This is a genomic window from Streptomyces sp. NPDC002088, assembly GCF_040296605.1.
Taxonomy (GTDB): Bacteria; Actinomycetota; Actinomycetes; order Streptomycetales; family Streptomycetaceae; genus Streptomyces.
In genome coordinates this window covers 26,147-39,439 of sequence record NZ_JBEOXO010000006.1, presented here as the reverse complement: position 1 = coordinate 39,439, position 13,293 = coordinate 26,147, and the positions used below count along the sequence as shown (strand labels likewise).

General features: G+C 70.6%; 9 protein-coding genes and 3 pseudogenes. 4 read left to right on the top strand and 8 right to left on the bottom strand.

All coding sequences use genetic code 11. The features are described 5' to 3' along the window. The first annotated feature begins 107 nt into the window (after positions 1 to 107). On the top strand, positions 108 to 1,208 hold the full coding sequence (locus ABT114_RS14530) for a calcium:cation antiporter (protein WP_351142281.1): 1,101 nt from the start codon (positions 108 to 110) through the stop codon (positions 1,206 to 1,208). Between the two features lie 151 nt (positions 1,209 to 1,359). Here the strand turns inward: ABT114_RS14530 and ABT114_RS14525 are convergent, their stop codons facing one another. Continuing rightward, on the bottom strand, positions 1,360 to 2,664 hold the full coding sequence (locus tag ABT114_RS14525) for an MFS transporter (protein ID WP_351142279.1): 1,305 nt from the start codon (positions 2,662 to 2,664) through the stop codon (positions 1,360 to 1,362). A gap of 154 nt (positions 2,665 to 2,818) precedes the next feature. On the opposite strand from ABT114_RS14525, the gene aroQ reads away from it, so the two are divergent. Continuing rightward, a complete protein-coding gene (gene aroQ / locus ABT114_RS14520; protein WP_351142277.1) occupies positions 2,819 to 3,292 on the top strand; it encodes a type II 3-dehydroquinate dehydratase in 474 nt (157 codons plus the stop codon). Positions 3,293 to 3,332: 40 nt separating this feature from the next. Here aroQ and ABT114_RS14515 read toward each other — a convergent pair. Both ABT114_RS14515 and ABT114_RS14510 read right to left on the bottom strand, forming a co-directional pair. Then, positions 3,333 to 3,735, bottom strand: a pseudogene (locus tag ABT114_RS14515) (ATP-binding cassette domain-containing protein); the annotation flags it as partial. Continuing rightward, positions 3,732 to 3,860, bottom strand: a pseudogene (locus tag ABT114_RS14510) (amino acid ABC transporter permease); the annotation flags it as partial. The pseudogenes ABT114_RS14510 and ABT114_RS14515, both read right to left, overlap by 4 nt. Before the next feature lie 163 nt (positions 3,861 to 4,023). Between ABT114_RS14510 and ABT114_RS14505 the strand changes: the two are divergent. Further along, positions 4,024 to 6,117, top strand: coding sequence for a zinc ribbon domain-containing protein (locus ABT114_RS14505; RefSeq protein WP_351142275.1), 2,094 nt, complete (start codon positions 4,024 to 4,026; stop codon positions 6,115 to 6,117). Between the two features lie 10 nt (positions 6,118 to 6,127). Here ABT114_RS14505 and ABT114_RS14500 read toward each other — a convergent pair. The 3 genes and pseudogenes from ABT114_RS14500 to ABT114_RS14490 all read right to left on the bottom strand — a co-directional run. Beyond that, positions 6,128 to 6,416: pseudogene (locus ABT114_RS14500) on the bottom strand (ABC transporter permease subunit); the annotation flags it as partial. Between the two features lie 108 nt (positions 6,417 to 6,524). Further along, positions 6,525 to 7,181 (bottom strand): MBL fold metallo-hydrolase, encoded by a 657-nt coding sequence (locus ABT114_RS14495; RefSeq protein WP_351142273.1) that lies wholly within the window; start codon positions 7,179 to 7,181, stop codon positions 6,525 to 6,527. A gap of 45 nt (positions 7,182 to 7,226) precedes the next feature. Beyond that, positions 7,227 to 7,913 (bottom strand): maleylpyruvate isomerase family mycothiol-dependent enzyme, encoded by a 687-nt coding sequence (locus ABT114_RS14490; protein WP_351142271.1) that lies wholly within the window; start codon positions 7,911 to 7,913, stop codon positions 7,227 to 7,229. A gap of 223 nt (positions 7,914 to 8,136) precedes the next feature. On the opposite strand from ABT114_RS14490, the gene uvrA reads away from it, so the two are divergent. Then, positions 8,137 to 11,175, top strand: a complete 3,039-nt coding sequence (gene uvrA, locus ABT114_RS14485; protein ID WP_351142269.1) for an excinuclease ABC subunit UvrA — start codon at positions 8,137 to 8,139, stop codon at positions 11,173 to 11,175. A gap of 139 nt (positions 11,176 to 11,314) precedes the next feature. On the opposite strand, the gene ABT114_RS14480 is transcribed toward uvrA, so the two are convergent. Further along, positions 11,315 to 12,226, bottom strand: a complete 912-nt coding sequence (locus ABT114_RS14480) for a carbohydrate kinase family protein (protein ID WP_351142267.1) — start codon at positions 12,224 to 12,226, stop codon at positions 11,315 to 11,317. Further along, complete coding sequence (locus ABT114_RS14475) at positions 12,223 to 13,272, bottom strand: LacI family DNA-binding transcriptional regulator (protein ID WP_351142265.1); 1,050 nt, start codon at positions 13,270 to 13,272, stop codon at positions 12,223 to 12,225. Before ABT114_RS14475 ends, ABT114_RS14480 begins: the two co-directional genes overlap by 4 nt. Between the last annotated feature and the right edge of the window lie 21 nt (positions 13,273 to 13,293).

Below are 13,293 nucleotides of genomic sequence, written 5' to 3'. Positions count from 1 at the left end.
CGAGATGCGGGCGTGGGCAGGCATCGACGAGTTGCGGGCGCGGGCAAGCGATCGTGGTCCAGAAGTCGCGGAATGCGAAGTCCGACCGTCTCTGCGACGATCGCGCCATGATCGCTCCGCGCAGGTCGCTCACCACGCAGTGGACGTCTCTCGTGCCGGTGGTCGCGGTCGTTCTGCTCATCCTCACCTGGGGGCGCGACCTGCCGGTCGTGGTGGTCGCGCTGGTGACGGTGGTCCTGGCCGGGGCCGTGCTGGCCGCCGTGCACCACGCCGAGGTGGTCGCCCACCGGGTGGGTGAACCCTTCGGTTCCCTGGTGCTCGCCGTCGCCGTCACGATCATCGAGGTCGCCCTGATCGTCACCCTCATGGTGGACGGCGGGGACAAGAGCTCGACCCTGGCCAGGGACACGGTCTTCGCCGCCGTGATGATCACCTGCAACGGCATCGTCGGCCTGTGCCTTCTCGTCGCCTCGCTGCGCCACGGCACGGCGATCTTCAACCCCGAGGGCACCGGTGCCGCCCTCGCGACCGTCGCGACCCTGGCCACGCTCAGCCTGGTGCTGCCCACGTTCACCACGAGCAAGCCGGGCCCCGAGTTCTCGGGCGTGCAGCTCACCTTCGCCGCGCTGTCGTCCCTGATTCTGTACGGCCTGTTCGTGGCGACCCAGACCGTGCGGCACCGCGACTACTTCCTGCCGATCACCCGGCAGGGTGGGGTGATCAGCGACGACGACCACGCCGAGGCGCCGTCCCGCCACACCGCCCGGATCAGCCTGGGGCTGCTGGGCCTCGCCCTGATCGGAGTGGTGGGCCTCGCCAAGGCCGTGTCACCGACGATCGAGTCGGGCGTGGAAGCCGCCGGGCTGCACCATGCTGTCGTCGGTGTGATCATCGCGCTGCTGGTGCTGCTCCCCGAGACCATCGCCGCGCTGCGGTCCGCCCGCCGCGATCGGGTGCAGACCAGCCTCAACCTCGCGCTCGGCTCCGCGATGGCCAGCATCGGCCTGACCATCCCCGCGGTCGCCCTGGCGTCCATCTGGCTCTCCGGCCCGCTCGTCCTCGGCCTCGGCTCGACCCACATGGTGCTGCTCTTGCTGACCGTAGTGGTGAGTTCGCTGACCGTGGTGCCCGGCCGGGCCACGCCGCTCCAGGGCGGCGTCCATCTGGTGGTCTTCGCTGCTTACCTGGAGCTGGCGATCAATCCATAACCGGCTCCCCGCGCGTCCTTAAGACCAGCGATCACGCATCACGGGTTCTGCCGTGTGTCCGGTGCCGACGATCGGTCCATCACGGGTTCTGCCGTGTGTCCGGTGCCGACGACCGGCCATCACGGGTTCTGCCGCGGGCCGGAGCCGACGATCAATCCATGACGGGTTTCGCCGTCGGCACCCGCACCGGCCGGGTCTCCGGCAGCAGCGCGAAGCAGCCGAGGCTGAGCAGGGCGATTCCCGTCAGATAGGCGCCGACGCTCCACGGGACCCGCCCGCCGTGCTCGGCGAGCGCCGTCGCCACGATCGGCGTGAGCGCGCCCCCGACGACGCCGCCGAGGTTGTAGCCGACCGCGGCGCCGGTGCACCGCACCCGCGGCTCGTACAGTTCCGGAAGATAGGCAGCGATGACGGCGAACATCGTGACGAAAGTGATCAGCGCGCCCAGGGAGCCGAGGAACATCAGCAGCGGCTCACCGGTGGCCAGGAGCGCGACCATCGGGAACATCCACAGGGCGGAGCCCGCGCACCCGGCCAGGCACAGCGGCCGCCGCCCGAAGCGGTCGCCCAACACCGCCACCAGCGGCGTCAGCGCGCCCTTCACCACCACCGCGGCCATGATGCACGCGAGCATGACCGTGCGGTTCACGCCGAGCCGTTCCGTCGCATAGGCGAGGGACCAAGTCGTCACGGCGTAGAAGATGGCGTACCCGGCCGCGAGCGCACCTGCCGTGAGCAGCACCAGCCGCCAGTGGTCGCGCGCGACCTCGGCGAGCGGCACGCGCGCGTGGTCGTCGATTTCGAGGAAACGGGGACTCTCGGTGAGCGACGAGCGCAGCCACAGCCCCGCCACGGCCAGCACCCCGGCCGCCCAGAACGGCACCCGCCACCCCCACTGGGTGAACTGCGCGTCGGAGAGCGTCGCCGACAGGACCAGCATCACGCCGTTGGCCAGTACGAAGCCCACTGCGGGCCCGACCTGCGGGAAGCTCGACCACAGCCCGCGCCGTTCCACCGGCGCGTGTTCCGCGGTCAGCAGCACGGCCCCGCCCCACTCCCCGCCGAGCCCCAGCCCCTGCACGAACCGCAGGACGAGGAGCAGCACGGGGGCGGCAACGCCGATCGTGTCGTACGTCGGCAAGCAGCCGACCGCTACCGTCGAGGCGCCTGTCAGCAACAGCGACGCGACGAGCACCGGCCGCCGTCCGTGCCGGTCCCCGACGTGCCCGAACAGCACGGATCCCAGCGGCCGCGCCACGAAGCCCACGCCGAACGTGCCGAAGGCGGCCAGCGTCCCGGCCAGCGGCGAAAAAGTGGGGAAGAACAGGGGCCCCAGGACCAGCGCCGCGGCGGTCCCGTAGACGAAGAAGTCGTAGAACTCGATGGCTGTCCCGGCGAGCGAGGCGGTCGCGAGCCGCAGCATGCCGGGTGCCCTTACGGTGCGTACATCGTGCATGTCGCGTCAACTACCCACGGTGACAGCTGGTTACGGGGGCGCGCGGGGGCGTGATCGTGGTCCGGCGGCACCGTGATAGACCGGGTCCGAGCGGCGTTCCCCGACGGACGGACCGCCCCTCACGAACGCGCAGCTCGAACGGACCGGAGGAACCGTGCCCCGCACCCTGGCCAACGCCCCGATCATGATCCTCAACGGCCCCAACCTGAACCTTTTGGGGCAGCGCCAGCCGGAGATCTACGGCTCCGACACACTCGCCGACATCGAGGCCCTGTGCGTCAAGGCGGCGGCCGCGCACGGCGGCACGGTGGACTTCCGCCAGTCCAACCATGAGGGCGAGCTGGTCGACTGGATCCACGAGGCACGGCTGAACCACTGTGGGATCGTGATCAATCCGGCCGCCTACTCGCACACGTCCGTCGCGATCCTGGACGCGCTCAACACCTGTGACGGCATGCCGGTGTTGGAGGTCCACATCTCCAACATCCACAAGCGCGAGTCGTTCCGGCACCACTCGTACGTCTCGCTGCGCGCCGACGGCGTCATCGCGGGGTGCGGGGTGCAGGGATACGTGTTCGGAGTGGAGCGGGTCGCCGCGCTGGCCGGTGCGGCACAGGCCGACGCGTAGCCCTGCGGAGCTACAGGCGGCCCGCCTCCACGATCCGCCGTGCCTTGGCGGCGAGCCCGAGCCGCTCCAGCAGCTCCCTGGCCCGCTCCTCGGCCTCCGCGCGGGACACGCCGTGCACCCGGCGCGGGGCGAGTGTGATGTTCTCCAGGACCGTCATGTGCGGAAACAGGTTGTACGCCTGGAATACGACGCCGTACGGCGGCGTACCGCGTCCTGATCCGCGCGCGTATCGGTCTCCTCGCCGTCCAGCCAGATCGCGCCGTCGTCGATGTCCTCCAGGAGGTTGGCGCACCGCAGGAGCGTGGACTTGCCGGAGCCGGAGGCGCCGATCAGGGCGGGTCACCGTGTGCGGGGGCGACCTCCCGGTCGACGTCCCGCAGGACGACGGATCCGCCGAAGGTCTTGCGGACGGACTCCATCCGCAGCACCGGAGCGTCGCTCATATGGATCCTCCCGGGGCCCGCTGACGGTCCATCCTGGCCGTCACCCAGTCCGTGAAGCGGGTCATCGGGATGGTCAGTGCCACGAAGACCAGGCCCGCGACGATGTAGGGCGTGTAGTTGAGGGTTGCCAACAGTGGATCGGTTTGCCTGGTTTGCCTGGGTGTTGCTGTGATCCTTGCGGTCTGCTCGGGCTGTTTTCGATTGCTGCGTGACCTTTGCGGGTGGGGTGCGTTGTGTATGTGAGTCCGATGATCGGACAACAGGTCGCAACAGGGCGGGGGGTGGACGGTGCGGCGGAAGATCCAGCTGGGTGAGGGGGAGACGGAGCGGGTCGCGTGTGCCTCCGCGTCCGCGTTCAGGGGCCTGGACTCGGTGACCGGCGAGGTGTTGGGCGCGCAGGTGCTGGCGGGGCGGGTGGGCTGGCTGACGTCCCTGGTCGAGGCGCTGTGCACCGAGGTGACCTCGGCGCACTGGAACCGGCCCGACCTCGCACAGCTCGCCTCCGGGACGGACTTCTCCGGTGCCCGGCTGCCGTCGAACGCGTGGATGGCCCTGCGCGCGCTGGGCTGGGGCGCGAGCGTGCCGGAGGGGCTGTATGTGCCCGACCGGGTGCGGCGGGTGGCTGAGGAGCAGGCCGGGCGGGCGCTGCGGTCGGCCTGGTGGCGCAGTGAGATCACCGACGCGGTCCTGGCCACCTGGCCTGTCGGTCCGGATGCCGATCCCATGCGGCGCACCGAGACCGAGTGGGCGGCGTTGCGGGCGGCGTGTCCGGACGGGCAGGCGGTGGCAGCCTCCGTGCTGCGCGCCCGGACCCGGCAGGTTGCCGCTTTCCAGGCGGCGCAGGGCGGCCGTCTGCCGGTGGATGTGTGTGCGCTGGAGGCGGCGCCGGGCGGTGGGCGGCAGGTGGTGCTGGCCGCCGCTGACAAGCAACTGTGCACCCTGAGGCGCTGCGAGGACGACCCCGCCCACTACGGCGTGCTGACCGTACGGCTCCCGGTGCGCCCCGATCCGCGCACCCGCGCGGACTGGCATCCGACCGTGATCCGCTTCCGGCTCCCGCCGACCGTCCCGCACACCGCCGCCCTGCACGCGCCCACGCTGCGGCTGCGCGACGGGCGGCTGCGCCTGGACGTCGCGTTCACCACCGCCGCCCCCAAGGCCCGTCGCGACGGGCACGTACGTGCGGTGGCCTTCGACTACGGGCTCAATACCCTGCTCACTGGCGGTGCCCTGACCCTGACCGGCGGCACCCAGCCCACCGTGGCCACCGACGGGCGGCCGGTGTTCCTCCGCCCGGACGGGATCCTGGCCAAGGCCGACCGGCTGCGTATCCTCGGCGAGCGCCTGTGGACCAAGGCCGCCCACCTGCGGTCCCTCGTCGACGGGCGGGCCATGGCCGGGCAGCGGCCCGAGCCGCTCACCGCGGTGAAGCTGGCGGTCCTTGAGGCCGAGCATGCGGCGGTCAGCAGGCGGCGGACGAAACTGAACGAGCAGCTGGCCAAGGCCGCTGCCCGCTTCATGGTCGAGACCGCCCGCGCCGCGAACGCCATGGTGATCTACCTGGAGGATCTGCGGGACATGGAGGCGCGCGGCAAGGGCCGTACCCTCAACACCCGCCTGTCCTCCTCGGTCCGCGGGCAGATCGTGGCCCATACCCGCCACCAGGCGGCTGCCTACGGGATCGCGGTGGTCATCGTCCCGGCCCGGGGCACCTCGAAATACTGCCCCCGCTGCCTGAGCACCTTCCGCCACCACGCCGCCCCCGACAACCCCAAGCCCGGCTGGCAATGGGCCACGTGCCCCAACACGGCGTGCGGGTACAGCGCGGATCGCGACGTGGCCGCCTGGCAGCGCATCGGCGCCCGCGGGCTGACCCACCAGCACACAACTGTCCTGGACCGGGGCAGCGGCACGTACGTGATCCGCCGCACGGTCCAGGAGCTGGACCAGTCGGTCCGGCACACCCCCCACCCCGGCACCATCCCTTCGTCCGGTCTGCCGCAGCCTCGCGCGGTGGGCGATCGGACGAAGGCGGGGCCGACGAGAAACCGCCCTGTGCCCAGGCAGCGACGCAGGGTCCCCGCCCCACCCGGAAGTCCCGCAGCACGTACCACTGTTGCGGGTTCGGGTGGAAAGCGTCCGGCGGGGCGGCAGCCCCAGCCACCCAGGCGTCACCCCCAGTGGCGCGGACGGCGGCAGGCACCGCACACGATGAGCACCCCCACCCGGCACCAGCCGTATGGGGCCAGACTCGGCGCAGGCTTCCACCTGCACACCCACGCCACCCCCGTCACACGGGCGGGACGGCCATCCGGGCAGCTGAGATCTCTTTTCCAGGACCGGAGCCGGGCCGAAAACCCAGCCCCACCCCGGAAAACCTAAGCTCATCTGCGACGCTGCGGCCCACGATGATGTCCGCCCCGTACGGCGTCGATCGCGCCGCCGATCGACACGAGCCCGGTGTCCTTCTGGAGCGACACCAGGTCGTTCAGCAGCGGCGGCACCTGGCGGCGTACCGCCTGGGGCAGTACCACGTAGCGCAGCGCCTGCCGGTTGGTCAGGCCGAGGGAGCGGGCCGCGGCGCGCTGCGAGGGGTGAACGGACTCGATGCCGGCGCGGAACACCTCGGCGACGTACGCCGAGTACGTCAGAGTGAACGCTGTACCGCCCAGCAGCACCGGCACACGGGGCGCGCGTTCAGCAGCCTGCGCCCCCGTGTGCCGTGGGTTCACCACCCCTGCGTCGAGGGTTCACCACCCTGCATACGGAGGCTCCGTATGCAGGACGCTTCACCATCCCCGCGCGTGCCACTCCGGCAGATGCGGGCGCTCCGCGCCCAGCGTGGTGTCGTTGCCGTGTCCCGGGTAGACCCAGGTCTCGTCCGGGAGGGCGTCGAAGATCTTCGTCTCGACATCGTGGATCAGGCTGGCGAACGCCTTCGGGTTTTTGAAGGTGTTGCCCACGCCGCCCGGGAAGAGACAGTCCCCCGTGAACACGTGCGGGTGCCCGTGCGGGTCGTCGTAGACGAGGGCGATCGAACCCGGCGTGTGCCCGACCAGATGGCGCGCGGTGAGCTCCACGCGCCCCACCCGGATGGTGTCGCCGTCGTCGACCAGGACGTCGGTCGGCACGGGGATGCCTTCGGCGTCGTCCCGGCCGGCGTAGGTACGGGCGCCGGTGCCCGCGACGACCGCGGCGAGCGCCTGCCAGTGGTCGCCGTGCTGGTGGGTGGTGACGACGGACGCGATGCCGTCGTCGCCGATCATGCCGAGCAGCGTGTCCGCGTCGTTGGCCGCGTCGATCAGCAACTGTTCGTCGGTGGCCCGGCAGCGCAGCAGATAGGCGTTGTTGTCCATCGGGCCGACCGCGATCTTGGTGATCATCAGGTCCTTGAGCTCGTGCACGTCCGCCGGGCCGCCGACCGTCACTTGTCCGCTGTACGTCATGGCGGTCAGCCTATAGCCGGGACCGGTTCAGGGATCGCTCGCGTCCTACAACGGAGGGAGCGTCGGCAGTGTGCCTCCCGCCACCGTCAGCCCGGAGCCGTCGCGCCGCCCCGCGAGCCAGCCGAGCAGGTCGGCCCGCGACCCCGTGACGGTGGCCTCGGGCTCGGCCGCGTCCCTGCCCGTGCTCCACGCGCGTGTGCCGTCGGTGATCCGGGTGGACGGCACGTCGGGGTGCCCGGTGAACCGCGCGACCAGGAAGTCGATCTCCCGCTCCGTGAACTCCGCCGGCAGATCCTCCAGCTCGTATCCGATCCCGAGGTCCACGTGGTGCAGCTCGACCTCGACCCATCGCCGGAACGGCACCCGGGCCGCGGCGTCGGTGACCCCGTTGCGCAGCTCCACCGTGCGCGACCAGTCCGCCGGCGCGGCACCCGCCTCCTGGAAGCGGGCCGCGCTGTCGCGCAGGTCGGCGAGCTGGACGTCGAGGGGGCGGGGCGCGTCCCGCTCGATGTCGGCGTCCCGGGCGTCGGCGGAGGCGTACATGGGGCGCCCCTCGAGGACGTCCACGAGTGCGTCCGCGTTCCGGGCGAGATGGGCGAGGACGTGGCCGCGGCTCCAGCCGGGCAGGCGTGACGGCTCGGCCACGGATGCGTTGTTCAGTTCGGCGGCTGCGTTGAGCAGCTGGTCGGTCGCGTCACGTACAGAGGCCAGGTCACGTGCGTGATCAATCATGGGGCCGACCCTAGCCCCGCCACTCCTTCGGGTGAAGAAGGCGGGACAGGACCGTAAATCGAATGCACGTGCTATATGGTCGAGTGCGGCGTCGGGCATGCTGGATGGTCGGGGATTGTTATGCGACCTGGGAATCCGACCGGCGTTGTCAGTGGCTCCCCCTAGTCTGAGAAAGCACAGGGGCCCGCCCCTGTCACTTCTCTCAAGAAAGGTGCGGACCGGCGTGGCCGACCGTCTCATCGTCCGTGGCGCGCGCGAGCACAACCTCAAGAATGTCTCGCTCGACCTCCCACGAGACTCGCTCATCGTCTTCACGGGCCTGTCGGGGTCGGGCAAGTCCTCGCTGGCCTTCGACACGATCTTCGCCGAGGGGCAGCGCCGTTACGTGGAGTCGCTCTCCTCGTACGCTCGGCAGTTCCTCGGCCAGATGGACAAGCCGGACGTCGACTTCATCGAGGGTCTCTCCCCGGCGGTCTCCATCGATCAGAAGTCGACCTCGCGCAACCCGCGCTCGACGGTCGGCACGATCACCGAGGTCTACGACTACCTCCGCCTGCTCTTCGCGCGCATCGGCAAGCCGCACTGCCCGGAGTGCGGCCGGCCGATCTCACGCCAGTCGCCGCAGGCCATCGTCGACAAGGTCCTGGAGCTGCCGGAGGGGAGCCGCTTCCAGGTGCTGTCGCCGCTGGTGCGCGAGCGCAAGGGCGAGTTCGTCGATCTGTTCGCCGATCTTCAGACCAAGGGTTACAGCCGCGCGCGCGTGGACGGCGAGACGATCCAGCTCTCCAGCCCACCCACGCTGAAGAAGCAGGAGAAGCACACCATCGAGGTGGTCATCGACCGCCTCACGGTGAAGGAGTCCGCCAAGCGCCGCCTCACCGACTCGGTGGAGACCGCCCTCGGCCTGTCCGGCGGCATGGTCGTGCTCGACTTCGTCGACCTCCCCGAGGACGACCCCGAGCGCGAGCGTATGTACTCGGAGCACCTGTACTGCGCGTACGACGACCTGTCCTTCGAGGAGCTGGAGCCCCGCTCCTTCTCGTTCAACTCACCCTTCGGCGCCTGCCCCGAGTGCACCGGCATCGGCACGCGCATGGAAGTCGACCCCGAGCTGATCGTCCCGGACGAGGACAAGTCTCTCGACGAAGGCGCCATCCACCCCTGGTCGCACGGGCACACCAAGGACTACTTCGGCCGGCTGATCGGCGCCCTGGCGGACGCGCTCGGCTTCCGGACGGACATCCCCTTCGCGGGTCTGCCGCAGCGCGCCAAGAAGGCCCTGCTCTACGGCCACAAGACGCAGATCGAGGTCCGCTACCGCAACCGGTACGGGCGCGAGCGCGTGTACACGACCCCCTTCGAGGGCGCAGTCCCCTTCGTCAAGCGCCGGCACAGTGAGGCCGAGAGCGACGCCAGCCGCGAGCGCTTCGAGGGCTACATGCGCGAGGTGCCCTGCCCCACCTGTGAGGGCACCCGACTGAAGCCGATCGTCCTCGCGGTCACGATCATGGAGAAGTCGATCGCCGAGGTCTCCGCGATGTCCATCAGCGACTGCGCGGACTTCCTGGGCGAGCTGAAGCTGAACGCCCGCGACAAGAAGATCGCCGAGCGCGTGCTGAAGGAGGTCAACGAGCGGCTCAAGTTCCTGGTCGACGTCGGCCTGGACTACCTCTCGCTGAACCGCGCGGCCGGCACGCTCTCGGGCGGCGAGGCCCAGCGCATCCGCCTGGCCACCCAGATCGGCTCCGGACTCGTCGGCGTCCTCTACGTTCTCGACGAGCCGTCCATCGGCCTGCACCAGCGCGACAACCACCGGCTGATCGAGACCCTGGTCCGGCTGCGCGACATGGGTAACACGCTCATCGTCGTCGAGCACGACGAGGACACGATCAAGGTCGCCGACTGGGTCGTCGACATCGGCCCCGGCGCGGGCGAGCACGGCGGCAAGGTCGTGCACAGCGGCTCCCTGGAGGGGCTGCTCGCCAACGCCGAGTCGCAGACCGGGCAGTACCTGTCCGGCAAGAAGGCCATCCCGATCCCGGACATCCGGCGCCCGCTCGACCCGTCCCGGCAGCTCACGGTGCACGGCGCCCGTGAGAACAACCTCCAGGACATCGACGTGTCCTTCCCGCTGGGCGTGTTCACCGCGGTCACCGGCGTGTCCGGCTCCGGCAAGTCGACTCTGGTCAACGACATCCTCTACACGCACCTGGCCCGCGAGCTGAACGGCGCGAGGAGTGTGCCCGGGCGGCACACGCGCGTGGACGGCGACGACCTCGTCGACAAGGTCGTGCACGTCGACCAGTCGCCCATCGGCCGCACCCCGCGGTCGAACCCGGCGACGTACACCGGTGTCTTCGACCACGTCCGCAAGCTGTTCGCGGAGACGACCGAGGCGAAGGTCCGCGGCTACCTGCCCGGCCGCTTCTCCTTCAACGTCAAGGGCGGCCGCTGCGAGAACTGTGCCGGCGACGGCACGATCAAGATCGAGATGAACTTCCTCCCGGACGTGTACGTCCCGTGCGAGGTCTGCCACGGCGCCCGGTACAACCGGGAGACCCTGGAGGTCCACTACAAGGGCAAGTCCATCGCCGACGTGCTGAACATGCCGATCGAGGAGGCGATGGACTTCTTCGAGGCCGTCCCGTCGATCGCCCGCCACCTCAGGACGCTGAACGACGTCGGTCTCGGCTACGTCCGGCTCGGCCAGTCCGCCACCACCCTGTCCGGCGGCGAGGCGCAGCGTGTGAAGCTGGCCAGCGAACTCCAGCGCCGCTCCACCGGGCGCACGGTGTACGTCCTGGACGAGCCGACCACCGGTCTGCACTTCGAGGACATCAGCAAGCTGCTGACGGTCCTGTCCGGCCTGGTCGACAAGGGCAACACGGTCATCGTCATCGAGCACAACCTCGACGTGATCAAGACCGCGGACTGGGTCGTCGACATGGGGCCCGAGGGCGGCGCCGGCGGCGGCCTCATCATCGCCGAAGGCACGCCCGAGCAGGTCGCCGGGGTTGCGACCAGCCACACCGGCAAGTTCCTGCGCGACATCCTCTCCGCTGACCGGATCAGTGACGCCATTCCGGCGCAGGCCTCGCGCCGGACGGCGGCCAGGAAGACGGTCGCGGCCAAGTCGACCGCGAAGAAGACGGCCACGGCCAAGACGGTTACGGCAGCCAACAACACGGCGACGAAGAAGGCGGCCGGCGCCACGAAGAAGGCCACACCGGCGAAGACGACGGCACGGGCCCGCAAGGCCTGAGCCGGTCGGGCCATGCGGCCTGGGCGGCCACAAAAGGCCGAGGAAACACGGACAAAATGCGGCGCCCCGCGGGAACTCCCCGCGGGGCGCCGTCCGTTGCACAGTCAGCCGTCCTGGCCTTGTGGTCCGCTCGACGCCCCTACATCTCGCCCAGTTCAGAGGCATACGGTGGTTCCGCACCCGCGCGGGAGCAGGTGATCGCGGCCGCGCGGGCCGCGAACCTCAGCAGCCGGGTCCAGCTGTCGGCGCCCATGGCCGCGAGCGCCTCCGAGGAGAGCGCGTCCTGGGTGGACAGGCCATGCAGCAGGGCCGCGTTCACTGTGTCTCCGGCACCGATGGTGTCGACGACGTCGACCTTCTCGCCCGGCACGGAGTGCACCCCGCCGGCCCGGGTGAAGACGGTGAGTCCGTCGCCGCCCAGCGTGATCACGACGGCCGACGGCCCGGCCGCAAGCCATTCGCGTGGGGTGCCGCCCAGCCAACGGGCGTCTTCTTCGGAGAGCTTGAGGAGTGAGACCGACGGCAGCCAGCTCTTGAAGCGGGCCCGGTAGGCGTCCGCGTCCGGAATCAGCCCCGGCCGGATGTTCGGGTCGAGCGCGGTGAACAGACCCTGCGCGGCCGAGGCGCGCATCAGCTCCTCGTAGGCGCTCGCACCCGGTTCCAGGACCAGCGAGCAGGTCCCGAAGGACACCGCGCGGGCCCCGTCGGGCAGCCGGTTCGGAACGGTGAACAGTCGGTCGGCGGTGCCTTCGACGTAGAAGGAGTAGGCGGCCGAGCCGCTCGCGGCGATCGTGGCGGCGGCCAGAGTGGTCGGCTCCGTGCCGCGCTGCACGGCCGATACGTCCACGCCCGCCTCGCGCAGCCCGTCGAGCAGGGCCTCACCGAAGGCGTCGTAGGAGGTGCGGGAACAGAAGGCCGTGCGGGAGCCGAGGCGGCCCAGGGCCACGGCGGTGTTGTAGGGGCCGCCGCCCAGCGTCGGCTTCAGGTTCGCCAGGGCGCCGGGGCCCTGCGGTACCAGGTCGATCAGTGCCTCACCGGCGACGACGATCACGGGTCGGTTCCTTTCTCGGGCTGCTCCGGCTGCTCGGCGCAGCCGCACGAGGTGCGGTGGACGAAGGTGCAGGGCAGCCGGACGGTCCGGGCGGGGCGGTCCGGCGCGGCGAGGCGTTCCAGGAGCACGCGTACCGCCTCGGCGCCGATCTCTCTGCTGGGCTGGGCGATCGCGGTGAGCTGGGGCGAGAACAGGTCCGCCCAGGCGAAGTCGTCGAAGCAGCACAGCGCGATGTCTTCGGGTACGGACAGACCGCGCTCGCGCAGTGCGCGCAGCGCCCCGATGGTCATCGCGTTGTTGGCGGTGACGAGGGCGGTGGGCGGCGCGGCGAGGGAGAGCAGGGTTGCGGTGGCCCGCTCGGCGGCCTCGGTCGCGGAGTCGCCGTGCGCGACGAGCCGTTCGTCGTGGGGAAGCCCGGCGGTGGCGAGGCCGTGGCGGTAGCCGGCGATCCGTTCGCTGGTGGTGCTGAGCCCCGGCACGCCCGCGACCAGGGCGATCCGTCGGTGGCCGAGGCCCGCGAGATGGGTGACCAGCCGGGTCACCGGTTCGGCGTTCTCCGCGCAGACCTGGTCGAAGCGCGGGGCACCGTCCGCGGGGACGCCGATCACCCGGTCGAGGAAGACGGTCGGTACGTGGTGACGCGCGAGGTAGGTGACGAGCTCACCGGGTTCCGCGGACGGTGCGACGATCATGCCGTCTACGCGCCGCTCGTGCAGGAGCTGGACGACCTTGCGCTCGTGTTCGGGATCGTCGTGCGGGTCGGCGATGAGCAGGCTGTAGCCATGCTCCAGGGCGCCGGCCTCGACACCCTGGAGGATCTCGGTGAAGTACGGGTTGCTGATCGCCGACACCGCGAGCCCGATGGACCGGGTGCGGGAGGTCACCAGGGAGCGGGCGAGGGTGTTGGGCGTGTAGCCGAGTTCGTCCATGGCGTCCAGGACGGCCCGGCGGGTGTGGGGCAGCACCGGGCGGGTGTCGTTCAGGACGTGCGAGACGGTCGCGACGGACACACCGGCGGATCGTGCGACGTCAGCCATGGTCGGCATCGCGTCCCCCTCCTGGGCCTT

What these genes read in the sequence shown, in the direction of transcription:
- ABT114_RS14490 (WP_351142271.1), bottom strand. Translation starts at nt 7,913, where the DNA reads ATGATTGATCACGCACGTGACCTGGCCTCTGTACGTGACGCGACCGAC.
- ABT114_RS14495 (WP_351142273.1), bottom strand. Translation starts at nt 7,181, where the DNA reads ATGACGTACAGCGGACAAGTGACGGTCGGCGGCCCGGCGGACGTGCAC.
- ABT114_RS14525 (WP_351142279.1), bottom strand. Translation starts at nt 2,664, where the DNA reads ATGCACGATGTACGCACCGTAAGGGCACCCGGCATGCTGCGGCTCGCG.
- ABT114_RS14530 (WP_351142281.1), top strand. Translation starts at nt 108, where the DNA reads ATGATCGCTCCGCGCAGGTCGCTCACCACGCAGTGGACGTCTCTCGTG.
- ABT114_RS14475 (WP_351142265.1), bottom strand. Translation starts at nt 13,272, where the DNA reads ATGCCGACCATGGCTGACGTCGCACGATCCGCCGGTGTGTCCGTCGCG.